General features: G+C 30.7%; 20 protein-coding genes. 6 read left to right on the forward strand and 14 right to left on the reverse strand.

Translation table 11 applies throughout. The annotated features are described in order from the left end of the window. Positions 1-19: 19 nt before the first annotated feature. The 12 genes from KO494_RS08005 to htpG all read right to left on the reverse strand — a co-directional run bounded on the left by KO494_RS08005 (position 20) and on the right by htpG (position 17575). Entirely contained in the window at positions 20-2278 is a 2259-nt protein-coding gene (locus KO494_RS08005; protein ID WP_215967082.1) for an FUSC family membrane protein, read from the reverse strand. A gap of 75 nt (positions 2279-2353) precedes the next feature. Next, positions 2354-2608 carry a hypothetical protein gene (locus KO494_RS08010; protein WP_215967083.1) on the reverse strand — a complete coding sequence of 85 codons (255 nt, stop codon included), beginning with the start codon at positions 2606-2608 and terminating at the stop codon, positions 2354-2356. After that, positions 2599-3360, reverse strand: a complete 762-nt coding sequence (locus KO494_RS08015) for a transglutaminase domain-containing protein (protein WP_215967084.1) — start codon at positions 3358-3360, stop codon at positions 2599-2601. The genes KO494_RS08010 and KO494_RS08015 overlap by 10 nt, the downstream gene beginning before the upstream one ends. 14 nt (positions 3361-3374) lie before the next feature. Continuing rightward, a complete protein-coding gene (locus KO494_RS08020; protein WP_215967085.1) occupies positions 3375-4052 on the reverse strand; it encodes a carboxypeptidase-like regulatory domain-containing protein in 678 nt (225 codons plus the stop codon). Between the two features lie 117 nt (positions 4053-4169). Continuing rightward, on the reverse strand, positions 4170-4730 hold the full coding sequence (locus KO494_RS08025) for a hypothetical protein (protein WP_215967086.1): 561 nt from the start codon (positions 4728-4730) through the stop codon (positions 4170-4172). Positions 4731-4753: 23 nt separating this feature from the next. Further along, on the reverse strand, positions 4754-5335 hold the full coding sequence (locus tag KO494_RS08030; protein ID WP_215967087.1) for a tRNA-(ms[2]io[6]A)-hydroxylase: 582 nt from the start codon (positions 5333-5335) through the stop codon (positions 4754-4756). 1 nt (position 5336) lies between these two features. After that, positions 5337-7169 (reverse strand): Xaa-Pro dipeptidyl-peptidase, encoded by a 1833-nt coding sequence (locus KO494_RS08035; protein WP_215967088.1) that lies wholly within the window; start codon positions 7167-7169, stop codon positions 5337-5339. A 208-nt stretch (positions 7170-7377) separates the two neighbouring features. Further along, entirely contained in the window at positions 7378-10830 is a 3453-nt protein-coding gene (locus KO494_RS08040) for a pyruvate carboxylase (protein ID WP_215967089.1), read from the reverse strand. Positions 10831-10855: 25 nt separating this feature from the next. After that, positions 10856-11917: a hypothetical protein gene (locus KO494_RS08045; protein WP_215967090.1), complete on the reverse strand. Its 1062-nt coding sequence runs from the start codon at positions 11915-11917 to the stop codon at positions 10856-10858. A gap of 242 nt (positions 11918-12159) precedes the next feature. Then, positions 12160-13122: a tRNA-dihydrouridine synthase gene (locus KO494_RS08050; RefSeq protein WP_215967091.1), complete on the reverse strand. Its 963-nt coding sequence runs from the start codon at positions 13120-13122 to the stop codon at positions 12160-12162. Positions 13123-13211: 89 nt separating this feature from the next. After that, positions 13212-15434 (reverse strand): ATP-binding protein, encoded by a 2223-nt coding sequence (locus KO494_RS08055; protein ID WP_215967092.1) that lies wholly within the window; start codon positions 15432-15434, stop codon positions 13212-13214. A 230-nt stretch (positions 15435-15664) separates the two neighbouring features. After that, on the reverse strand, positions 15665-17575 hold the full coding sequence (htpG, locus tag KO494_RS08060; protein WP_215967093.1) for a molecular chaperone HtpG: 1911 nt from the start codon (positions 17573-17575) through the stop codon (positions 15665-15667). Between the two features lie 213 nt (positions 17576-17788). On the opposite strand from htpG, the gene KO494_RS08065 reads away from it, so the two are divergent. Both KO494_RS08065 and KO494_RS08070 read left to right on the forward strand, forming a co-directional pair. Continuing rightward, positions 17789-18799 (forward strand): 3-oxoacyl-ACP synthase III family protein, encoded by a 1011-nt coding sequence (locus tag KO494_RS08065; protein WP_215967094.1) that lies wholly within the window; start codon positions 17789-17791, stop codon positions 18797-18799. A 437-nt stretch (positions 18800-19236) separates the two neighbouring features. Then, a complete protein-coding gene (locus KO494_RS08070; protein WP_215967095.1) occupies positions 19237-19599 on the forward strand; it encodes a CoA-binding protein in 363 nt (120 codons plus the stop codon). 24 nt (positions 19600-19623) lie between these two features. Here the strand turns inward: KO494_RS08070 and KO494_RS08075 are convergent, their stop codons facing one another. Beyond that, positions 19624-21060, reverse strand: a complete 1437-nt coding sequence (locus KO494_RS08075) for a sodium:solute symporter (protein ID WP_215967096.1) — start codon at positions 21058-21060, stop codon at positions 19624-19626. 81 nt (positions 21061-21141) lie between these two features. On the opposite strand from KO494_RS08075, the gene recR reads away from it, so the two are divergent. The 3 genes from recR (at position 21142) to KO494_RS08090 (ending at position 24290) form a co-directional block, all read left to right on the forward strand. Continuing rightward, positions 21142-21759, forward strand: a complete 618-nt coding sequence (gene recR, locus KO494_RS08080) for a recombination mediator RecR (RefSeq protein WP_215967097.1) — start codon at positions 21142-21144, stop codon at positions 21757-21759. A gap of 8 nt (positions 21760-21767) precedes the next feature. Continuing rightward, the gene (locus KO494_RS08085; RefSeq protein WP_215967098.1) at positions 21768-22865 is read left to right on the forward strand and encodes a glycosyltransferase family 2 protein; all 1098 of its coding nucleotides are present in this window, start codon (positions 21768-21770) and stop codon (positions 22863-22865) included. 102 nt (positions 22866-22967) lie between these two features. Further along, positions 22968-24290 carry a dihydrolipoamide acetyltransferase family protein gene (locus KO494_RS08090; protein WP_215967099.1) on the forward strand — a complete coding sequence of 441 codons (1323 nt, stop codon included), beginning with the start codon at positions 22968-22970 and terminating at the stop codon, positions 24288-24290. A gap of 83 nt (positions 24291-24373) precedes the next feature. Here KO494_RS08090 and KO494_RS08095 read toward each other — a convergent pair whose 3' ends face one another. Further along, positions 24374-24997 carry a glutaredoxin gene (locus tag KO494_RS08095; RefSeq protein ID WP_215967100.1) on the reverse strand — a complete coding sequence of 208 codons (624 nt, stop codon included), beginning with the start codon at positions 24995-24997 and terminating at the stop codon, positions 24374-24376. A 69-nt stretch (positions 24998-25066) separates the two neighbouring features. Between KO494_RS08095 and KO494_RS08100 the strand changes: the two genes are divergently transcribed. Next, the gene (locus KO494_RS08100; protein ID WP_215967101.1) at positions 25067-25843 is read left to right on the forward strand and encodes a 3'-5' exonuclease; all 777 of its coding nucleotides are present in this window, start codon (positions 25067-25069) and stop codon (positions 25841-25843) included. The last annotated feature ends 100 nt before the right edge of the window (positions 25844-25943 follow it).

Below are 25943 nucleotides of genomic sequence, written 5' to 3' on the forward strand. Positions count from 1 at the left end.
AACAAGAAAGTTATTTCATTTAATTAAAAACAGCTTTATACTTTACAGTAACATTGGTTAAATTAACAGATAAGGTTTCTAACCATTGTAACTGGTTGCTTATTAAATGCGCTTCTTGAAGATTTAAAAGAGATTTAGTATCAATTTGAGTCTGTCCTGCTTCTATGGCAATATCTCTTTTTTGTGATAAATTATGATAGCGTTCTTGTAATTTTTTATGAGCTTGATTTATTTCTTTTTCTTCAGGAAAATGGACTGATTTCTTACTTTCTAATATAGAAGCAGTATGGTTTAAAGAATTGGAAATATTTTGAATAATGGTATCAAACTCTCTAGAAGCAGAGGTTGTTTTATGGTTTAAAATATAACTACCAATAGATGCAATTGCAGAAAGTATGGTATGGTTTAATGTTACTATATCATAAATTAAAGACGATTCTTTTTGTTTAGATTTTGGGTCTTGTGTTAGTCTTTGAAAAGCCGCATTTAAATTACTTATGGCTAAAAAAGCTTCTTTTCTAGATAGTTTATATTCTAAACTGTTGGCTTCTTTATTATGGTATAATTTTTTTGTAGCTTCTAAGTAGTTACTATTAGATACAATTACATTAACAATAACTGTATCTAGATTTTTATATTCCCAACTAGGAAAAAGTAAATAATTAGCCAAAACAGCAATAGAAGCTCCTACTATAGTATCTATAACACGATATTGAACCACCAAAAAAGCATTAGGATCTATTAAAGCATACACAAATACAATATGAAGTGTTATAAAAGCAGCACCTATTTTATAACTCTGCTGTATTAACGAAAAAGCAAAAGTTAAAGAAACAATAGCTAGTGTAATGTAAACGGCTTTGTTGTTAGTAATTAAAATAATAGTTGTTGCTATTAATGCACCAATAATAGTACCTATAATACGTTTTTTTGAACGTTCTTTTGTTAATCCATAATTAGGACGCATGATAACAATAATGGTTAACACAATCCAATAAGCATTTTTTAAATCTAAAAAGCTACCTAATAAAAAGCCAAAAACAATAGCAAAAGACAATCTTAAAGCATGTCTTAACATTGGTGATTTTAAACTAAAATGCTGAAATAAAATATTAAATCTATAGTCTTGTGAGGTTAAAAATTGTTTAGACTCTTGTGTTTTTAAAGAAACTTTTGTATTGTCTTTTACTTTTTTTAAAACACGTCTAATAGCTTTAACTTCTTGTAGTAATTGCTTTTGGTAGTCTTGAATGTTTCTAAGAGTTATTGCTCCTTCACGAGCTTTTGGTAAGCGTACTTGTGCAACATATTCTTCTATAGCAATATCTGTTTTGTTATAACTTTTGTTTAATAGGTCAATATCTGGTAGTTTTCCTTTTTTTATTAATAAATCAGACAAAGTAATGAGGTGGTTACCCATTACTTTATTCATTTTTTTAAAGGTATTTAAATGTGTTTTGTGCGCACCAAATAAGGAGTCTATTTTAGAATAATCTAAAGAGTTTGCCAAAGCCAATTCAAAAATATCTATTAAAGAAATAAATATTAATAGTCGTCGCTCATTAGAAAAAGACCTACCAGAACGTTTTCTACCCTCTAAAAGTAATTCTCTTAAGGTTTCGTGTTTTTCGCTTATTTGGGTTTGTAATACTAGCGCTTTTTTTGAAAATTTTTCGCGTTTATTTTGTTTTGTAAGTAGCTTGGCTCTTACTTTTAAATATTCACCAGTAAGGGATAAGGTGTCTGAAAGTAATTGGTCATCATCCTTTCTAGGAAATAGCCAATTAGAAAGTAGCGATACTGTTAAATACCAAATACCACCAATACCTAATAAACCAACATGTATAAGAATAGATTTTACATCTGTTTTTACAACAGCTAAAGCCAATACAATAGCGAGTAAACCAGAAAAGGAGATTAAAGATGCTCTAAAACCATATACCGAAATTAAACTTATAGCAAAACTTAAAACAGCAATAGCTATTAGTAATAAAATAAAAACAGGTTTGGTTATTAATATAATAAAAGTAACCAATAATGTTAGTGCTATACTAATTAGTATACCATTAATTTTACGTCTTAAACTACCAGGAATATCACTTGGTGCATTTAAAAAAGTACCAAGAGCAATTGCTGGAGCAAATTGAAATAAATCTATAGCACCAAAAAAAGCTAAAGGAAAAACAACAGCTATAGTAAGTACAACACCTCTGTAAAAGCTGGAGCCTTTAAGAAAAAGTTCTGTGGTTGTGATGTAGTTTTTTAGCTTTTTTTGCATGTAGATGCAAAGGTAGTTTAATTGTTTTAAGCGATGTAAATCTTGTGTTAATTATAACAATATAAATTTTATTGTTTAACTTTTAGAAACATTAATGGTGTAGCTTACAACAATATCATCTTCTAATTTTAAATGCACATCATAATGGCCTTTATGCTTAAATGTATGGGTAAAAGTAATAAGTCCGTTTTCATTTTTAAGATTATCAATTTTAAAAGCTTTTTCTAATATTCCGGTATACTCAATAAGTTTTATTTTATTTGTTTTAGCCGTTTTTAATGTCTTAAAACGAAATACAATTTCTTTATTTATTTTAGAATCTATTTGCATTTTTTTGGGTTAATAGCAATTATTTTATGTTTAAATGTTTCTCCATAAACAAGAGGAGAAGCAACAAATTTAGAAGCTATTAATCTACTATCTAACAACCATTTTTTTTCTAAAGGATAATGGTTTTGTGCAAATAAAACAGGATCTGTTAAAAAGTAACCATCATTATAGTCTGGTACAAATAACGAATAATTTTTTAGGTAACCGCTAGACCAGGTTGCATCACATACATACCATTTGTTGTTAAGTTTTACAACATTCCAAGAATGGTTTGCTAGTTCTAGTTGGTTTATGTTGGCCTCTGTAGATCTTCCGTAACCATTAATAATTTTACATTCTATATTTGCTAAAAAGCATAATTCTTTAATTAAATAAGCATAACCTGTACACATGGTTTTCTTCTTTTTTAAAAGCTTTTTAAAAGCTGTTTTTTTGTATGTATTATTCCATTTTATATAGGCTAAGCTATCGTTTTTTAATTTTTTTCTTTTCTTAATAACCTTGCTGTCTTGACTAGCATCTCCTTTTATGTTTCTACAAACCCAAGTGTAAATAGCTCTAAATTTTTCAACATCTGTAGGTAGTTTATGGGTAAGATGATGCGCAAGTAACGGAAGATTTTCTAAACTTTTACCTTGATGAAGCATTGCAGTATTATCTGCAATAGTAAAGTCTGTTTCTTTAAAATCGGATACTTGCGCAATGGTATTATTTATCAAGAAAATAGCGATATAAAAGAAAATGTTTTTCATAAGGTCTATGTGTTTTATTTTCTTTTAGAAGCATAAACTTTTTTAGAAGCAACTTTTCCCATAATGATGCAAGTATCCATATTCATATCTACCTGTAGGTTGATTTTAGAAGTTGCATTTTCTTCGGTTATTATAACTTTTTTTGTTTCATAGCCAACGTAACTAAATAATAAAACATCTCCTTTTTTTAGTTTTTTAGGAAACTCAAAATATCCATCAAAATCTGTTGTTGTACCAATGGTTGAGTTTTGTAAAATAACTGTAGCTGTTGGTAATGCTAACCCATTTTCGTCTACAATAGTTCCTTTTACTTCTATTTCTTGTTGTTGGTCTGCAGCACTAATTTCTGAAGAATTCCCTGTTGTTTCTACTTTTTTGCTGTCTTGTGCTTGTGCAAAAGTTATGCTAAAAAGAGATAAACAAGCTAAACCAATTGCGCTAATGATACTGTGTGCTTTGCTTTTTTTGGCCTGTTGGTTGTATGCGGTTAATTGGTTGCTTTTAAATCTGCCACAGGTGTTTTTTGTTTCTTTATTTTTAAAAAAAGCACTAATCTCTAAGGTATTCATTTTGGTGAAGTCGATTACTTCTTTTTGGCAAGTGCCACAAAAACCGCCTTTTGTAGTTGACGAAAATTGATTAAAATCTTCAGAACAAGGAGTTTTAATGTTTAGATGGATTTGATTTTTCATAATATATGGTTTTCATGTTAATATGCATCAAACCTATATATTGTATAGTTGTTTTAAAACAGTCAATTAGTTAAGGCTACTTTTTAATACGTGAAGTGTGCTTTTGGGTAAGTTTGCCTAATTACATAAATTGGGTTTTATGCCTAATTGATTTGCTAATTTTCTTCTTCTTAAAGTTATTTTCTTCGGATTGGTTTTTAAAAACTGAATAGGCAATTTGGTTTCTAAGCTAATGGCTTCAAAAGTTGCTTTGTGTTCAAAAAAACATTCGCTTTCATACACTTGATTGTTATATGAAAATTGAAATTCAACAACATAAAGAAACTCTTTTATGTTTTTTAATTTCCCTCCATCAAAAGTACTTGTGGTATGCGAGTAATTAGCTATTTTTTTGTTGGTTACTTTTGCTGAGGTATAGCTTCCGTATTTTTTAGTAAGTTCTTGTTCGTAGTAATGCAGGATGCTTGACGGAAGTGTATAGCGCATAAAAGCTGTAGGTAATATAATAAAGGCAAATCCAAAAAATATAAATCCGTATTTGTTTTCCTTTATGTTGCTTCCTAAATAAGCAAAAGCACTTCCAAATAAAACAAAAACCAACCAAATACCAAAAAGCCCTAAATGTTGTTTTAGGGCTGATAGTATAAATTTCTTTCTGCAGGAAAAAGGAAGTTTCAAAAGTTTAATTGCTTATAATTAAATTATCCATGAATGGTTTCATTTTTTCCATAACTTTTGATGAGTTCGCCTTCAAAAAGCAAAAAATCTTCCCAACGTTTTTCAACATCTACACCCTTACCATATTGTCTTGCAAAGGTTATAAAGGTAGTATAGTGTCCTGCTTCACTAACCATTAGTTCATGATAAAACTTGGCTAGTTTTTGGTCTTTTATGGTTGTAGATAAAAGTTTAAAACGTTCGCAGCTTCTGGCTTCTATCATTGCCGAAAAGAGTAGTCTATCTACCAATTGTTGGTGTTTGTTTCCGCCTTTAATAATAAATTTAAATAGCTCATTAACATAAGAGTCTTTACGTTCTGGACCCAAAGTGTACCCACGCTCTTTAATTATATTATGCACCATTTGAAAGTGTTCTAATTCTTCTTGAGCAATAACAAGAAGTTCGGTTACTAAATCTACATGTTCTGAGTTTAGTGAAACTAATTTAATAGCATTGGTTGCTGCTTTTTGCTCGCACCAAGCATGATCCGTTAAAATTTCTTCTATGTTAGATTCTGCAATATTTGCCCAACGAGGGTCGGTTTCTAATTTAAGCCCTAACATATTAATTGGTTGCTTTTTTTAATGCATCTTCCCCTCCAACAATAGGTAAGGAAATGCTTGTTTTGTCTAAGTCTATAGTTAATTCTGTTCCTGGTTTTGGGTGTAAAGTAAACTCTTTATCACTAGAAAAAATCATTAAACCAATTTGTTGTCCTGCAGCAATAACTTGATCGTCTGGTTGTAAGGTGAATTTTAAATCGTAAAATTTTCCAGGAGTTAAATCTTCACTTTCTCTAAGCGATTTATAATTTTGAGGATCTGCCCAACCACGTGTAATAATATTATCTGTAATTACTTTTGTAGTTTCATCCCAAGGAAGTGATACTAACCAAACCGATAAGTTTACAGCAGGTTTATTGCTAGCAACACTAATAGTAATTTCGCTTAGTCCAGAAATATGCAGATCAGATTTTAATTTAGGAGTAACATATAATAATCTGTTGTTAGATTTTTCAGCAAGCGCATGCGCTTTACCAGAGATATTAAAATCGTCAATTAAAGTTTCTGTTTTTTGATTTTTCTCTTTTTGTAAAGTTAAAAAACCAGCAGTATTTCCGCCTTTATTTAAGTAAAGACTTACGTTTTTAGCTTCCGGGTTTGGATATGCTTTATATGCAGTAGGATTATCAGGCTTATCATTTTCTCTAACTATCCAAGCTTCGGCATCGTTTTCTACACCGTTATCAATACCATGTAAATAATGTGTAAACCAACGGTTCATCATTGTCATTGGTGGTGGACCTCCATGTCCATTTTGGTGGTAATATATTTGTGAAGGTATACCTTGTTTTTTAGCTTGATTAAAAATACGATAACTATGTTCTGGCATCACATTCCAATCATTAAAACCGTGTGACATAAGTAAAGCGGCTTTCATATCTTGCATTTGATTTAAATAATCACGACCTGCCCAAAAATCATTATAATCTCCAGTAATTCTATCCATACCATTTTTCATTTCGGTATCTCTAACGGTTTTGTTGTTGTATGGACGTTTGCTTTCGTCACCACTATGAATAAAATCAAAAAGCACATCAATATCTTCGCCTAAATAGCCTCCAGGAGAACGTACTAATCCGTTAGATCTGTAGTAATTATAGTAAGCAGTATTTGGTGCAATTGGTATAATAGCTTCTAAACCTTCTACTCCTGTGGTAGCAGCAGCAAGAGGAATGGTTCCGTTATATGAAGTTCCTGTCATACCAACTTTACCAGTAGACCAGGTTGCTTTTACTTCTTCGTTTCCATATGGAGTAGTATATCCTTTAACACGACCATTAAGCCAATCTATTACAGCTTTTGGTGCAAGAGACTCGTTAATACCACCAACAGTAGGAGAGCCTTGAGATAATCCGGTTCCAGGTGAAGAAGAATGTACCACAATATAACCACGAGGAACCCATTTACGAATGTGTGAGTTAGATATTATTGGTCTTTCTCCTTTACGTATTACTTGTGGATGCACACGTTCTTGTGTTGCTGGTTCACCAAGTTCATGCTCTACATTCCACATGATGCCATTAACATCTGGTGCAACTCCTGCAAAATAAGGACTACTAACATATATGACTGGTAATTTTAAGCCTTCTGTTTCTGTTTGTTTTGGTCTGGTAACAGCAACATGCATTCTGTCTAGGGTGTCATCACCATCTGTGTTAAAGGTAGTTTCTACCCAAAGATCATGACGTATCCATTCTTTATAATCTTTAAAACCTTCTACAATTTGTGCTTCTCCGTCTTTAAAAATAGGAACGGTTTTTTCTTGTGCATAACTAAAGGAAGCCACTAAAAAGAAGAGGCTAAATAATAGGGAAATAGAATGCTTTTTTTTCATGATAATTACTAATTTTATTTAAAGGTACAATGTAGTTATTTTTTTGCGAAAGGAGTAACCGCAGAATGTTAAGGGAATTGTAAATGTTTTTTTGACTATAAGAAAAGCTTAAATACGCATTAAAATATTGTATAAAAAAACCACCAAAAAGGTGGTTTTTATTTTTTTAGAATCTGTTGTTACAAACAGAAAAACATACGTTTAAAAATTACTCCATAGTAATTACTAAATCATCTTGTTTTACCATGCTACCTTCTTTTAAACTTATAGATTTAATTTTTCCAGATTTAAAAGCAGTAACAGTAGTTTCCATTTTCATGGCTTCTATTATAAATAAAGGATCATTTTCTTGTACTTCTTGTCCTTTTTTAACTAGTACCTTGTATAAAGAACCCTGTAAAGGAGCTCCAATTTGGTTGGCTATAGCAGGATCTGTTTTTTTATTTTGTTCTATTTTAATATTTAAAGATTTGTCTAATATTTCAACAAATCTATTTTCACCATTTACTTTAAAAAACACTGTACGCATACCAACTTCATTAGGTATACCAATAGAAAGTAATTTGATGATTACTGTTTTTCCTGGCTCTAATTCTATTAATATTTCTTCACGTAATTTCATACCATAGAAGAAATTTTTAGTTGGTACTAATGCCAAATTACCGTACGCTTTATAGTTTTCATGTGCTTGCTCAAATACTTTTGGGTATAAAGTATATGATAAAAAGTCTTCCATTTCAATAGCACGAGTAAATCCTTTTTGAAATTTCTTTTTAAAGGCTTGATATTCTGCATCAAAGTCAACAGGCTCTAAATGTGCATTTGGTCTATTGGTATATGGTTTTCTGTTTTTAAGAATTATCTTTTGTAGTTTTTTAGGAAAACCACCTGTTGGCTGTCCTAAGTCTCCCATAAAGAAACTAATTACAGAATCTGGAAACGAAATTTCTTCACCACGCTGCATTACATCTTCTGTGGTAAGGTTATTAGTTACCATAAAAATAGCCATGTCACCAACAACTTTAGAGCTAGGTGTTACTTTTACTAAGTTACCAAATAGTTTGTTTACGTCTGCGTACATTTTTTTTACCTCGTCAAACCTATCTGCTAAACCTAAAGCTGTGGCTTGCGGACGTAAATTAGAATATTGTCCGCCAGGAATTTCATGTTGGTAAATTTCAGCAGTTCCTGCTTTTAAACCAGACTCAAATGGGTAGTATAACTCGCGAGTGTCTTCCCAAAAATTTGAAAACTGATTTAGTTTAGGCATATCAAATTCATGTGCTCTTGGTTGGTTTTTCATCATTTCTACCACAGCATTAAAGCTAGGTTGTGAGGTTAAACCACTTAAACCACTTAATGCTACATCTACCACATCAACTCCTGCTTCAATAGCTTTTAAATAACTTGCTGTTTGTAAGGATGAGGTGTCATGTGTATGTAGGTGAATTGGCACATTTACGGTATCTTTTAATGCCGAAACCAACTCTGTAGCAGCATATGGTTTTAATAATCCTGCCATATCTTTTATAGCAATCATGTGTGCTCCTGCATTTTCTAAATCTTTAGCAAGCTGGGTGTAGTATTTTAAATTGTATTTGGTTTGGTTTACATCTAAAATATCACCTGTGTAACTTAAAGCAGCTTCTGCAATTCCGCCTGTTTTATTGCGCACATAATTTATACTTGGTTCCATGGCTTTTACCCAGTTTAACGAATCGAAAATTCTAAATATATCCACGCCATTTTCCCAGGATTTTTCAACAAATTTTTCAATTACATTATCAGGATATGCTTTGTAGCCAACACCATTAGAACCACGTAATAGCATTTGAAATAAAATATTAGGTATTGCTTTACGAAGTTCGCGTAAGCGTGTCCACGGACTTTCATGTAAGAAACGCAAGCATACATCAAAAGTAGCACCTCCCCAAACTTCCATACTAAAGGTATTAGGGTGGTTCTTGGCAAAACTTTCGGCAACTTTTAGCATGTCAAAGCTTCGCATTCTGGTTGCTAATAAGGATTGATGCGCATCACGCATAGTAGTATCTGTAAAATGAATTTTTTTCTCATCTTTTAACCAAGCACAGAATTTTTCTGGACCAAGTTCTGTAAGTAGGTCTTTGGTGCCTTTTGGATGCGCTTCTGATAAACTAAATTTTGGAATTTTTGGCGTTCGGAAGACTTTGTTTTCTTCTATATTCTTAACGTCTGAATTTCCGTTTACGCTAACTTCTGCTAAAAATTTAACGACTTTAGAAGTTCTATCTTGTGGTAATTTTATTTTAAATAAAGAAGGTGTATTCTGTATAAAATTAACAGTTACTTTTCCGTCTTTAAACGTAGGATGTTGAATTACATTTTGTAGAAAGTGAATGTTTGTTTTAACACCGCGAATTCTAAACTCTTTTAAAGCACGAACCATTTTACGTGTTGCACCATCTAAAGTTCTACCATGCGAAGATACTTTTACAAGCATAGAATCAAAAAACGGGCTTACCTGATAACCTTGATATATGCTTCCTGCATCTAAACGAATACCCATTCCAGAAGCACTTCTGTAGGTAGTTACATTACCATAATCTGGTGTGAAGTTGTTTGAAGGATCTTCTGTTGTTAATCTGCATTGCAATGCAAAACCATGGGTTGTTATAGATTCTTGTTCGTTAATTTTAATTTGCTGGCTGTCTAGTGTGTAGTTTCCTGCAACAAAAATTTGTGTTTTTACTAGGTCTATTCCTGTTACCATTTCGGTAACTGTGTGCTCTACTTGAATTCTTGGGTTTACTTCAATAAAATAAATATTATCTTCTTTGTCTACCAGGAATTCTACTGTACCAATATTGTTATAATTTACTTCTTTGGCAATGGCAACGGCATATTTGTATAGGTTTTGTTTTACCTGATTGCTAACATTATGTGAAGGTGCAATTTCTACCACTTTTTGGTGACGACGTTGTACAGAGCAATCTCTTTCATATAAATGACGAATATTACCATGGTTATCTGCAACAATTTGTACTTCAATATGTTTTGGGTCTTCAACATATTTTTCTAAAAACATGGTGTCATCACCAAAAGCATTAAGAGCTTCGTTTCTTGCAGAGTTAAAATTAGACTCTAGGTCTTCGTCTTTTCTAATAATACGCATACCTCGACCTCCACCACCAGAAGCAGCTTTTAGCATTAAAGGATAGCCAATAGTTTCTGCTTCAGACAAGGCAACTTTTAAAGAAGTTAGTTTCTTTTTATTGCTTTCAATAATAGGGACATTACTTTTTACTGCTACTTTTTTAGCTGTAATTTTATCTCCTAAAGCATCCATAACTTTAGGGTCTGGACCTATAAAAATAATATCATTAGCAGCACATTGCCTTGCAAATTCTGAGTTTTCAGATAAAAAACCATAACCAGGATGGATGGCATCTACATTTTTAGATTTTGCTAAATCTATTAAAGCTTCAATATCTAAATACGGCTTTAAGGGTTGGTTGTCTTCTCCTATTTGGTAAGACTCATCTGCTTTGTTTCTGTGTTGTGAGTATCTGTCTTCATAGGTAAATACAGCTACGGTTGTAATATTTAATTCTGAGCAGGCACGAAGTACTCTTATGGCAATTTCGCCTCTGTTGGCTACAAGAACTTTTTTGATTTTCATTATATTGTTTGTTGTTGTTGTTTATTTATTTATTTAAATAAGGATTTTTTGTTTCGTAATTTCTAACAATAAAATCTAGAGCATTGTATAATACATCACCCATATTATCTGATTTTTTAAATTTTACATCACCAGTAAGTTTAAAAAGTCCTGTTTTTAATTCGTTAATTTTTTCAAGGGTTGAAATGTTGTCGTGTCTCATACATTCTATTAATTTTCTCAAACGTTTTTGTTCACTCTTTGCGCGTTTTGCAAGTAGTGAGCGTTCTTCGTTTTTATATTGTTCAATAGACTCTTTTGTTAAAACTTTTAAACTCATATGAACAAACGGATAGTTTTCTTTTAAAAACTGCGGTTTATATACTTTAGCATTTCCTTCGTAGCTTTGTTGATCAAAATCTACTGCGCGAATTCTATATTGTTTACGGTCAAAATCATAGGTAATTACAATTACATAATTGTAAGAACGCATATCTCCTAGTAGTCTTACAAAGCAACGTTCGTTAAATTTAACAAATTCTTTTGCTAAAGCTCTTTTATCTTGTTCTGTAATAGTATTAAGATGCTCACTAACATAGGTGTCTCCAGGTATTCCAGAAATATGTTCTTCTATTAGTGTGTCTTTATGAACTAAAAAATTAATATGGTTTGGGGAAAGTAAATGTTCTAATTCTAAGCCATAAATTCTAGAAGCGTCTGCCTTTTTAATATAAAGATATGTGTAAATATCATTTATTATGTTTCTTACTTTTATTCTAAAGGGTTTTGTATTGCCAAAGGTACAATAAGCAATACTATCTATATTTAAATATGGTAAAATACTGTCATCACCACTAGAGTGAAGAATAGAATATAATTGCTTTAGGCTGTGTTCTATTTCGTCACGTTCATATTCTGCGTAATAACAATCTACCCAAAGCGTATCGTCTCCGTTATTGTCAAATATTTCAATAGCACCTTGAAAACGCAGTAAATCATCATAGGAAATTGGAATTTGAATGTTTCTCCCTTCTTCTGAAAGATATTCTGACAGTTGTTTTGTTATAGGAAATACGGGTTTTTTCTTAGATATTAACTTCTCATTCATTGGTGTAAATTAAAGTCTATAAGGTAATTTTTTATTGTCATAATACAATGCGCGCATAGCTTTTTTTTTATTTTAAAATGAAAAAAATTGGTTTGTTATTCTTTACTATGATTTTAATGTAATTGTTAAAGATTAACGAGAAGAATAGATTTTAAGAGCTAATTTTTTTTAATAGTTAGAAACTTTAAAAGCTCTTGTGTATTCGGTATTTGTTGAAAACAAGCTTTAATAAAAAAACACTTCTATTTAGAAGTGTTTTTTTGTTCTTTATTTAAAATTTCTTTTACTGCTTGTTTATATTTTACAGGATTACCAGCTTTTTTTATGGCTTTATATGTTTTTTGCGGATTGGAAAAAGATTGCGAAAAGAATTCCCAAAAGCCTAACATTTTCATTTTTATAGGTGTTGGTCCAGAAAGATACTCGTCATACTGATGGTATATGGTATCATGAAATTTGGAGAATATTTCCCATCTGTTTTTAGGATATTCTGTGGTATTGTTTTTAATCATACTAGGTAAAAAAGGGTCTGCAATTAAACCACGACCAATCATAAAATGATCAATATTTGGAAAACGTGCTTCCATTTTTTTAAACGCTGCAACACTGGTAATGTCGCCATTATAGTATAGTGCATGTTTTGCAGCGTCTATACATTTTTGAAACGCATCTAAATCAACAGGACCTTTGTATAATTGTTTGCCTATTCTGGCATGAATAGCTATGTTTTTAAGTGGGTATTTGTCAAGAATAGGGAAGGTGTCTAAAATTTCTGCTGCATGTTCATAACCCATACGCATTTTCATAGAAACAGTAATATCTGTTTCTTCATGCGCTCTTTTTAGTATTTCATCAATTTTAGTAGGGTTGCAAATTAATCCAGAGCCCATTCCTGATTTTGTTACCATAGGATAAGGACAACCTAAATTCCAGTTTAGTTCTTTATAACCTAAACTTTGCACGTATTTAATAACAAACAAAAATTCTTCAGCATCATTAGTCATTACTTGTGGTATAACCTCTAAAGTGGTATTGTTTTCAGGTAATAAATCTAATTGGTAAGATTGCTTAATTTTTAGTTTTCCGTTTAGCCTTATATAAGGTGCGTAAAACGTGTCAATGCCACCAAAATAATGATGAAAGGCGTTACGAAATCTAAAATCTGTAAAACCTTGTAAAGGAGAAGAAAGTAGTTTAATACTCATGGTTTAAGCTTGGCGCAAATATAAACTAATTGTTTTGTTTTTATGCGTGTAGTTTTTTAAGTATTTATATTCTTTATGTTTTTTAAGTATTAAACTAGAGTACTTTCTAATGCTAAGGTTTTATTAGTAGTTAATGCTTTGTGTAATTTTTCAATATTAATGGGTTTCCATAAAATAGCATTAAATAGCTCTGAATACTCTTTGTTTTGTGTGGTCATTACATCTGCTGTAATTGCAAATATTGGTGTGTTATTATTGATAGTATTTAATCTAATTAATTTAGTAGCATCAATGCCGTTCATTTCTGGCATATGTAAATCCATTAAAATAAAATCATACTTTTTAGTTTTAGCATATTCTACAGCTATTTTTCCGTTAGAAACATGCTTTGTGGTAACTCCCCATTTTAAAAGTACTTTTTTTATTAATACAGCATTCATTAATGTGTCTTCTGCTAATAGTACTGTTTTGCCTTTTAGTTGCTCAGAAATTGGTTTTTTTACAATAGGAGTTGGTGTTGTTTTTTCTAACTGAAGTGTAAAATAAAACTCAGAGCCTTCTTGTTCTTTACTTTTTACATAAATTTTACTTTGATGTAGTTTTACAAGTTTTTTTACAATAGCCAAACCAAGACCTGTACCTCCTTGTTTTCTTGTCATTACAGGTTTTATTTGAGAAAAACTAGTAAATATTTTTTTTGAGTTTTCTTTAGAGATACCTTCACCAGTATCTTTTACTTTTATTAAAATAGAGTCGTGTTTTTCTTCTTCCTTTTTAAGTTTTAGCTTAAGAACTATTTTTCCTTTTTCAGTAAATTTAATAGCATTACTTAAAAGGTTGCTAATTATCTGTGTTAGTTTGGTTTCGTCTAGAAGGTAATTTCTGGTATTAGGAACTTTATTTATAAAAATCAATTCTAAGCCTTTTTGTTTTGCAACATTACTATGTAAGTTTACTATATAGTTACATAAATCATTAAGATTGGTATTGGCTACTTCAAGAGCGGTTTTTTTAGCATCTAGTTTATTAAAGTCTAACACATTATTTACTATGTTAATTAAATTATTAGAAGCAAATTGAAGGCTTTTTAAAAGTTTTTTGTTTTCTCCTTCTACTTGATCTTCTAAAATAGAAGCAATAGTGGTCATGGCATTTAAAGGGGTTCTTATTTCATGACTCATTACAGATAAAAACTCTTGTTTTACTTTAAGAGCTTGCTGCTCACCTTTATTCTTTTTATCAATAATCTTTTGTTTTTCTCTTTGGTGTAAGGCTTCTTTTTCTAAAACATTCATTTTATTTATCAAGTTATAGTTTTCCATAACATGTTTTGTTTGCGTGTTCATAGAAGCTTCCTTTTCAGTAAGATATAGTTCTAGGTATTTAAACGATTCTTTTATTTTATTTTTTCTTTTAAAAATTTTATATAATAAATAATATCCTTTTACTTTAGTCATGGAAAGGTTGTATGCAACCGATAATTCTAAGCCTTTAAGCACTGTTTCTTTTGATTTTTCTAAATCATTAATCTTATAGTATAATTTTCCTAGTTTGTTATATACCATACAAGAACCAATAACTTCAATTGCTTTGTTAAAGGTGTCAATAGCTTGTAAAAAATCTACTTCACTATTTTTATAATCACCTAATGCTAAATACACTTTTCCGCGACCATAAATAGCAAAACCATAACCTCTTGTATCTCCAGATTGCTTTTTTAGTTTTATAGAATGCGTTATCATTTTCATGGCAGCATTATATTTTTTTCTTTTAATTAAAAGTCCAGATAGGTTGTTTAAAGCATTAGCTTCAAGGCTTGTGCATTTTGCTTTTTGAGCGTATTTAACAGCGTGTTTATAATAGGAGAAGGCATTAGATTGGTCACCAATGAATTCATAGGCTGTACCTATTGCTTTTTTTACTTTAGAGATGTTTGTATAGTCATCATGGTTTTTATAAATCTTAAGCGCCTCAATTAAGTGAATTAAACCTTTGTGGTAATTGTCTGTTTTGTAGTGTATGCTTGCAATAGTGTATTTAGCATTCGCTATACCAAGTTTGTCATTAATAGCAGTGTAATAGCTTATAGCTTCTTGAACGTATTTTTTTGAATTTACAAAGTCGCTAATAATCATATAAAAAAAGGCAAGTTGCTCTAAGCTTTTTCCTGTTAAGGAATCATCTTTTAACTCTTTACTGAATAGCAAAGCCTTTTGGGCTAAAGTAATACTTTGTTGTATGTTATTAGATCGTTTAGAATACGCGCTATTTAAAAGTAAATTTACTTTTTCATGTAGGAGTAGGTTAGCCATAAGAAATTATATTAGGGACGCCAAAATTAATGAAAAAAACAGAAAGTTACTTGTTTAAACGAATGCGATATTTTTAATAAATATTATCCTTTTTTGATTTATATTCAATGATTTACATGTTCTTTTATTTTTAAAGATAAATAAGTAAAAAACATAAAAACCACCTTTTAAGGTGGTTTTTATGGATAATAAGTTTTAAAATTCTCTTTTTTAAAGAAACTTGTATATGCTTATTTTATCATTTCGTAACTACGTTTAATAAAGTTAGTTAACTCTTCTCCTTTTAATAATCCTTGAGAAAGTCTTGCTAGGTCTAAACTTTGTGTAATTAAACGCTCTTGTTTCTTTTTGGTTTTGGTGCTTAAAATTTCACCTACCAATTCAGAGTTTGTATTCACAATAAGGTTGTACATTTCTGGCATGTTACCAAACATGTTCATTCCGCCTCCACCAGTTTGCTGCATTTCTTTCATTCTACGCATAAATTCTGGTTGTGTAATCATAAACGGAGATGCTGCGCTATCCATAGCTTCTAATTGTACCGAAAATTTTTCAGCAGGAATGACTTCTTTTAATAATTCGTCTAATGCTTTAGTTTCATCTTCGTTTAATTTAGAAATGGTAGTGTCTTCTTTCTTGATTAAGTTATCAATATGGTCTCCGTCTACACGAGCAAAAGAAATATTTTCTTTGGTGCTTTCTAATTTCTGAATTAAATGTGAAACAATAGGAGAGTCTAGTAATAATACCTCATAACCTTTGGCTTTAGCAGCTTCAATATAACTGTGTTGTTCGTCTTTATTTGAAGCATAAAGAATAACCAACTTGTCATCTTTATCGGTTTGTTTTGCTTTTATTTTATTAAATAACTCTTCGTAAGTATAATGTTTTCCGTCTACTGTTGGGTATAATGCAAAAGCATCTGCTTTTTCAAAGAATTTTTCTTCAGAAAGCATTCCGTATTCAATTACAATTTTAATATCATCCCATTTTGCTTCAAAATCTTCACGATTTGCGTTAAATAATGATTTTAATTTATCTGCAACTTTTCTGGTAATGTAAGAAGAAATCTTTTTTACCGCTCCATCTGCTTGTAAATACGAACGTGATACGTTTAATGGAATGTCTGGAGAGTCAATTACACCACGAAGCATTGTTAAAAATTCTGGAACAATACCTTCTACATTATCGGTAACAAATACTTGGTTTTGGTATAGTTGAATTTTATCTTTTTGAACGTTTAAATCGTTTGTCATCTTAGGAAAGTATAAGATTCCTGTAAGATTAAACGGATAGTCTACATTTAAATGAATGTTAAATAAAGGTTCTTCAAATTGTGCAGGATACAACTCTCTGTAAAAATTCTTGTAGTCTGCATCTTCTAATTCTGATGGCTGTTTAGTCCATGCTGGATTAGGATTGTTAATGATGTTATCTACCGTAATTTTTTTCTGAGGTTCTGTCGTTTCTTTTCCTTCGGCATCTTTAGTTGTAGCAGGCGTATGCTCAGGATCGTTTATTTCTTTAGTTCCAAATTTAATAGGAATAGGCATAAACTTGTTATACTTAGAAAGTAGGCTTCCAATACGTGCTTCTTCTAAAAACTCTGTAGAGTCATCTGCAATGTGTAATATAATTTCTGTACCTCTGTCTGTTTTGTCTGATGCTTCTAAAGTAAATTCAGGAGAACCATCACAAGTCCAATGTGCAGCTGGTTCGTCTTTATGCGATTTAGTGATGATTTCTACTTTTTCAGCAACCATAAATGCCGAGTAAAAACCAAGTCCAAAATGCCCAATAATACCAGAATCTTTAGCAGAATCTTTGTATTTATCTAAAAATTCTTCAGCTCCAGAAAAAGCAACTTGGTTGATGTATTTTTCAACCTCTTCTGCAGTCATTCCTAAACCTTGATCAATAATATGAAGCTTTTTACCTTCTTTATCAATTTTTACTTCAATTTTAGGATTTCCGTACTCTGATTTTGATTCGCCAATACTTGTTAAGTGTTTTAACTTTAAAGTAGCATCTGTACCATTACTAATTAGCTCACGTAAAAAGATTTCGTGATCACTATATAAAAATTTCTTGATTAAAGGGAAGATGTTTTCTACCGAAACATTAATTTTTCCTTTTGACATAATTTTAATTATTTTTTTATTCCAGTAAATACAGGAATCTGATTAATTTGATGTTTATAATGTTATACAAAGCAAGGCAACAAAAATGCCAATACTCTAAAAGTGACAAAGTGACATTTTTTATTATACTATGCATGCATAACGAATACGATTGCGTTTAAAAATTTGTTAGTAGTAAATAGTTAAATTGCGCAACGTAAAATTAATAGCACTATGTATAATTCAAAAATAATAGGACTTGGTCATTATGTTCCTGATAATGTTGTAACAAATCAAGATTTGTCTGCAATGATGGATACTAATGATGCTTGGATTACCGAAAGAACAGGAATAAAAGAAAGACGTTGGGTAAAACCAGGGTCAGGAGATACTACAGCAACAATGGGAGTGAAAGCTGCTAAAATTGCAATAGAAAGAGCAGGTATAGATAAAGATGATATAGATTTTATTGTTTTTGCAACCTTAAGTCCAGACATGTACTTTCCTGGACCAGGTGTGCAAGTACAGCATGCATTAGGTATTAAAACAGTTGGTGCTCTTGATGTAAGAAATCAATGCTCAGGATTTGTATATGCTATTGCTGTTGCAGATAATTTTATTAAAACAGGAATGTATAAAAACGTTCTTGTTATTGGTAGTGAGGTGCATTCTCATGGTTTAGATAAAACTACACGAGGAAGAGGTGTATCTGTAATTTTTGGTGATGGAGCAGGAGCAGCTGTTTTAACAAGAGAAGAAGATACTAGCAAAGGTATTTTGTCTACACATTTGCATAGCCAAGGAGAACATGCAGAAGAGTTAGTACTTGTTGCACCAGGTATGGGAAAACGTTGGGTAACCGATATTTTGGCTGATAATAATCCTGATGATGAAAGCTATTTTCCGCACATGAACGGTCAATTTGTATTTAAAAATGCAGTGGTTCGTTTTAGTGAAGTAATTATGGAAGGCTTAACAAAAAATAATTTAGATAAAGAAGCCATAGATATGTTAATACCACATCAGGCAAACTTACGAATAGCACAGTTTATACAGAAAAAATTTGGCTTAGATGACGATAAGGTTTTTAATAATATTCAAAAATACGGAAATACAACTGCTGCATCTATACCTATTGCTTTAACTGAAGCTTGGCAAGAAGGAAAAATAAAAGAAGGAGATACCGTTGTGCTAGCTGCCTTTGGTAGTGGCTTTACTTGGGGAAGCGTTATTATAAAGTGGTAATTAAAAATAGTATGGAATATTACTTTTTTACTAATATATAGAAATAAAAAAACCCGAATACTTAGCAAATTCGGATTTTTTCTTGTTGTTAAAATAAGTAACAACCACTTCAATTAAATATTATTAAAAGGACTAATTCAAACAAAATATAATAGTTGGTAGTTGTATCTTTAAAACGTAATTATTGTTCTTTATTGTGTTGATTTTCAGTATTTAACAAAATTTAACACTTGTTGTAAGAAAAAACAAAAACCCAAGGTAATAACACCTTGGGTTTTCTAATTTAATAACCACATATTAACACTAACCATCTACTATTATGAAGGTTATTAAATTTAATTTTAATACTTTTTTTAACCTTGTTAGTTACTACTACTATAGACGACTATTTTTAAGATTTGTTACTTTTTTAAGTACACTTAACAACACTTTAACAAATGAATAAAAAAACATTAGTATTTGGAGCCTCATTAAAACCAGATAGATACTCTAATATGGCATTGCGTAAACTAGTAAACTACAAACACGATACTGTTGCATTTGGTTTGAAAACAGGAGAAGAAGCAGGTGTGCAAATAGATGCAGAATTAAAAGATTATAAAGGAATACATACAGTTACTCTTTATCTAAATCCTGAAAGACAAAAAGCATATTATAATTATATCATTTCTTTAAAACCTAAACGTGTAATCTTTAATCCAGGTACCGAAAATCCTGAGTTTTACACTATGTTAAAAGAAAAAAATATAGCTTTTGAAGCTTCTTGTACTTTGGTTTTACTTTCTACCAATCAGTATTAAATAGCATAGCTCTTTAATTAGTGACTAGTTTTTCTTTATTAATACTAAACCTAAAAAAGTTAATAGGCCATTAATAATTAAGATAAAGAATCCAAATTCAAATCCAAACCATTTTAAGCTATTCACACTAATGATATAAGATAAAACAGGAGATAATATAGCTATTATAGGAACAAATTTATCTTTAATATTCCATTTTGTAAATAGACCAAAAGCGTAAAGACCTAAAAGCGGACCATAAGTATAACCTGCAAATACAAAGAGTTTAGCAATAACACTAGCATCTTTAATAAGATATTTAAAAGAAATTATAACTAAAATTAAAATAAGTGAAATTAAAACATGAATACGTTTTCTAATGCGTACTTGTTTTTCAGGCTTATGCTTTTTTTCAATGTCTAAAATATCAATACTAAATGAAGTTGTTAATGAGGTTAATGCAGAATCTGCGCTACTGTAAGCAGCAGCAATTAATCCTAATAAGAAAAATATAAAAACACCAAATCCTAAATGGTTTTTAGCAAGTAAAGGAAATAGGTCGTCTTTATGTGCATCAATTCCATTTTGTTGCGCATAGACTGTTAAAAGTAGTCCTAAACTTAAAAAGATAAAGTTTACAACAGTAAGTACTATTGTAAACCAAAACATGTTTTTTTGTGCATCTTTTAAGGTTCTACAGGTTAAGTTTTTTTGCATCATATCTTGATCTAGACCTGTCATTACAATAGCTATGAATGCTCCAGAAATAAATTGTTTCCAAAAGTATGTGCCAGATTTAAAATCGTCAAAAAAGAAGGTCTTGCTCAAATCGCTATCTAATACAAAGCTAAGAATATTATTTCCGCTTAAACCTAATTCATTACCTACAAAATAGATAGCAACACCAACAGCAACAAGCATAAATAAGGTTTGTAGAGTGTCTGTCCAGACTATAGTTTTTATTCCAGATTTAAAGGTGTAAAGCCAAATTAAAAGAACAGTAATAGTAACAGTTTGCCAAAACTCTATACCTAACTCATCAAACAATATAATTTGTAAAACATTAGCTACTAAAAACAATCTAAAACTTGCCCCAACTATTCTAGATATTATAAAGAAAGAAGCACCTGTCTTATACGCATAATTTCCAAAACGTTCTTCTAAATAAGTATAAATAGAAGTAAGGTTTAGTTTGTAGTATAAAGGAAGCAAAACAGTACCAATTACTAAATACCCAACAATATATCCTAAAACTACTTGCATGTAGCTAAATTGTGAAGCTTCAATCCAACCAGGAACAGAAATAAACGTTACGCCAGAAAGAGACGCTCCAATCATACCAAAAGCAACTACATACCAAGGCGATTGTTTGTTGCCTTTAAAAAAGGCATCGTTACCAGTTTTTTTTCCAGTAAAATAAGAGATTAAAATAAGCACACCAAAATAGGATGCAATGAGTAAAATGATTTGCGTAGCAGACATAAATAGATTTTAAAGTGGAAAAATACAAATTACTTTAAAAGTTTCTTAAACAACTAGATAATAAATATTAAATTCGCAGCCATGGAATTTTCTTCAAAACTATTAGAAAACGCAGTAAATGAGATGTCACAATTACCTGGAATAGGTAAGCGTACGGCTTTACGGTTGGTTTTACATCTGTTAAGACAGCCAGAAGAACAGACGTTAAAACTTTCTAAAGCATTAGAGAATATGCGTTCTCAAATTAAGTTTTGTAAATCTTGCCATAATATTAGTGATGTAGATTTGTGCGAAATTTGCGCAAATCCTCATAGAAATCAAGAATTAATTTGTGTAGTTGAAGATGTTAAAGACGTTATGGCTATTGAAAACACAAGTTCTTTTAGAGGTTTATATCATGTGTTAGGTGGAAAAATTTCGCCTATGGATGGAATTGGACCTCATGATTTAAATGTAGTATCTTTAGTAGAAAAAGTAAAATTAGGACAAGTAAAAGAACTTATTTTTGCTCTAAGCTCCACTATGGAAGGAGATACTACCAATTTTTATATTTTTAAACAAATTAAAGACTATAATGTGCTAACATCTACAATAGCACGAGGAATTTCTGTAGGAGATGAGTTAGAGTATGCCGATGAAATAACACTTGGTAGAAGTATTATTAACAGAATTCCGTTTGAAACCTCTTTAAAATCGTAACTATTTATTTGAAACTCTCTATAATCATATTAAACTATAATGTTCGCTATTTTTTAGATTTATGTCTACAAAGTGTGCAGGCAGCTATCTCAGATTTAGATGCAGAAATTATTGTAGTAGACAATCATTCAACAGACGATAGTTGTGCAATGGTAAAGCAAAATTATCCAAATGTAAAACTTATTGAAAATAAAGAAAATTCAGGTTTTTCTAAAGGAAATAATATTGGTGTTGCGCAAGCTAAAGGCGAGTATATTTGTATATTAAATCCAGATATAGTAGTAGCAGAAGATACCTTTTCAAAAATTTTAAAATTTGCAGAACAACAAGATCACATAGGAGCAATAGCATGCAGGTTAATTGATGGTAGTGGTAATTATCTTCCAGAAAGTAAACGCAATGTTCCTGTTGTTAAAGTAGCCTTTGAAAAAATGGTTGGTATTTCTAAGAATTATTATTCTAATCATTTAAAAGAAGATGCTGTTGGTGAAATAGATATTCTTGTAGGTGCCTTTATGCTTATGAAACGTTCGGTTTATAACCAAGTAAAAGGTTTTGATCAAGATTATTTTATGTATGGTGAAGATGTAGATTTATCTTATAAAATATTAAAGGCTGGATATCAAAATTTTTATTTTGGGGAAACTACAATTATACATTACAAAGGAGAGAGTACTTTAAAAGATGCTGAGTATGTAAAAAGATTTTATGGTGCCATGCAAATTTTTTACATGAAGCATTTTAAAAGTAATTTTGTTTTTGATGCTTTAGTTTGGTTAGGTATTGAGTTTGCAATACGTTTTAGAAAAGCACCAGCTATTGAACCAAAAACAGTAAATAATTACGCTGTATTTACTTATAAAAAAGATCTTGATTTTATAAAAAAGCTACCTTTTAAAGCATATAAGGTAACTGATGTAAAAATGGTAAAACCACATGCCGAAGTTATTTTTGATGCTAATACCTTGACTTGTAAACAAATTATAGCGTATATTTTACATTTACAAAAAAATAATACGCATACTTTTAAAATTATTCCGAAAAATTCTAATTTTATCATCGGAAGCAACGATTCTCAAAATCGTGGGGAAATTCTTCACTTTTAATAAAATAAAGGATTGTTAAAATTTGATAAATATTGAATGAATTCATTCATTTTTTATTAATTTTGCAAAACATAAATAAAAACTAAGGCTTAGATTATAAATATGGCAAAATTTGAACTAAAATTACCTAAAATGGGAGAGAGTGTTGCAGAAGCAACAATTACCTCATGGTTAAAACAAGTTGGAGATACTATTGAAGAAGATGAAGCAATTTTAGAAATTGCAACAGATAAAGTTGATAGCGAAGTGCCTAGTGAAGTAGATGGTGTTTTAGTTGAAATACTATTTAATGTAGATGATGTAGTACAAGTAGGGCAAACTATTGCTATTATAGAAACAGAGGCAGATACGGCTACTACAGCAGCAGCTCCTAAAAAAGAAACAGTAATACAAGATGCTCCTGAGCAAGTTGCCTCAGAAGTAGCACAAACAGTTGTTGCTGCTCAAGAAACAGCTGCACCTGTAATAACTAGTGGAGAACGTTTTTATTCTCCTTTAGTTAAAAATATTGCAAAACAAGAAGGTATAGCGCAAGCAGAGCTTGATACAATTCCTGGAACAGGAAAAGAAGGACGTGTTACTAAAAATGATATATTAACGTATTTAGATAATAGAAGCTCACAGCCAGCTAAAAGCGTTGCTCCAGCAACTAATGGTGTAGCTCCCGTTAAAAATAAGGCTGTAAAAACAGAAACAGCTCCTGTTATTTCAAGTGGCGAAGATGAAATTATTGAAATGACAAGAATGGGCAAAATTATTGCGCATCATATGGTAGAGTCTGTTCAAAAAAGCGCACATGTACAAAGTTTTATAGAGGCAGATGTAACTAAAATATGGAATTGGAGAAAGAAAGTAAAAGATGCTTTTATGAAATGTGAAGGAGAGAACTTAACTTTTACGCCAATTTTTATGGAAGCTGTTGCTAAAGCACTTCGTGATTTTCCTATGCTAAATATTTCTATTCAAGGAGATACAATTGTTAAAAAGAAAAATATTAATCTTGGTATGGCTGCAGCTTTACCAGATGGTAATTTAATTGTTCCTGTAATTAAAAATGCAGATCAGTTAAATCTGGTTGGTATGACAAAACAAGTTAATAGCTTGGCTAATAAAGCTCGTGAAAACAAATTAAAACCAGACGATATACAAGGAGGAACCTATACAGTTACCAATGTTGGTACTTTTGGAAGTATCATGGGAACACCAATAATTAATCAACCACAAGTTGGTATTCTAGCATTAGGAGCCATACGTAAAATGCCTGCAGTTATAGAAACTCCTGAAGGAGATTTTATTGGTATACGTTACAAAATGATTATGTCACACTCTTATGACCATAGAGTTGTTAATGGAGCGTTAGGAGGGCAATTTATAAAAGCAGTTAAAGATTATCTTGAAGATTGGGATAGTAATAGAGAGATATAAAATAATTCTTTTTTAAAGCAAGTATAAAAAAAGCGCAATTTAATAATTGCGCTTTTTTTTTATAGAGTAGCTTAACATGTAAATTAAAAATGATTTTTTAAAGCTTCAATAAGTTTGTTTCTGTTTTCTAGTCTATTGTAAATAGAATCTTCAATTTCTATAATTGGTACTAGTGAGGTTTTATCGTTTTTTCTGTTTAAAAGCTCTTGTTGAATTTTTTGATAATAGTCTAAGTCTTCATCAATGTTATAAATAGTGTGTACTATGTTATTATCGCGAAATAATTTGATTGTGTTTTCGCATAAATCGCAATAATCTTTAATAAAAAGAATAACAGGTTTGTTTTTTTTGCTTTCCTCAAAAGTAAAATCAATTGCATTAGCTAGCTTTTCTTGGTCGTGTGCAATTTCATTTACAATTAAACCAAAACTAATATTGTTCTCTTCGGAAATTTTTAATAGCGTAAACATTTTAATTTTAGAGTTGGCAGGAACTATTTTAGTAATAGGGTTTTCTGCTATCTTTCTAAAACCTGTAGCATTAATTTTTAAAAAAACCTCATAGTCTGTACTGCTGGAGTTAACAGCATAAACCTCTACTTTTTTTCCGGATTCTTTTTTCTCAATAGAAATATATGTGTGATTGTTTTGAGCAAAACTTAATACAGATATAAAAAAAAGTAAAAAGCAAAATGTGAAATTTTTCATTATTTGATATGGATTAAAAAATAAGATAAATATAATAAAAAGTATATTTGCATAAACCATATTAATGTAATGAAATTAAACTTAATAAAACCAATTTGTTTTTTTGACTTAGAAACAACAGGAGTTAATATCTCAAAAGATAGAATTGTTGAAATAGCTATTTTAAAAGTATATCCAGACGGAAAAGAAGAAAGTAAAACCTGGTTAGTGAACCCAGAAATGCCAATACCTGCTGAGGTTACAGCAATTCATGGCATATCAGACAAAGATGTAGCAGATAAGCCTACATTTAAGGAGTTGGCAAAAGAAATTAATACTGTAATTAAAGATTCAGATTTAGGCGGATTTAATTCAAACCGTTTTGATATTCCGCTTTTAGCAGAAGAAATGCTTCGAGCAGGAGTAGATTTTGATATGAAAAATAGAGTCTCTGTAGACGTGCAAACTATTTTTCATAAAATGGAACAACGTACACTAGTTGCTGCTTATAAATTTTATTGTGATAAAGACTTAACAGATGCGCATAGTGCAGCAGCAGATACCAATGCTACATTTGAAGTGTTAAAAGCACAAATAGAAAAATACGATAGCTTAGAAAATGACACCAAATTTTTAGCAGATTTTAGCTCGAGAAAAAAGTTTGCAGACTTTGCAGGATTTCTTATATTTAACAAAAATGGAGAAGCATGTTTTTCCTTTGGTAAACACAAGAATAAGCGTGTTTTAGATGTGCTAAATGATGAGCCAGGATATTTTGGTTGGTTGTTAAATGCAGATTTTCCATTATATACTAAAAAAGTACTTACAGCAATTAAGTTAAGTACTTTTAATAATAAACTAGACTAGAGTTTAGTTTATCTTTTTTTTATAAGTGACAGGGTTGTAGTTTGTATACATCAAAATTACAAGAAAGAGAAGTTAAAAATTAGTAATAGATAACCAAAAA

The sequence above is a fragment of the Lacinutrix sp. C3R15 genome (assembly GCF_018860825.1).
Lineage (GTDB): Bacteria > Bacteroidota > Bacteroidia > Flavobacteriales > Flavobacteriaceae > Oceanihabitans.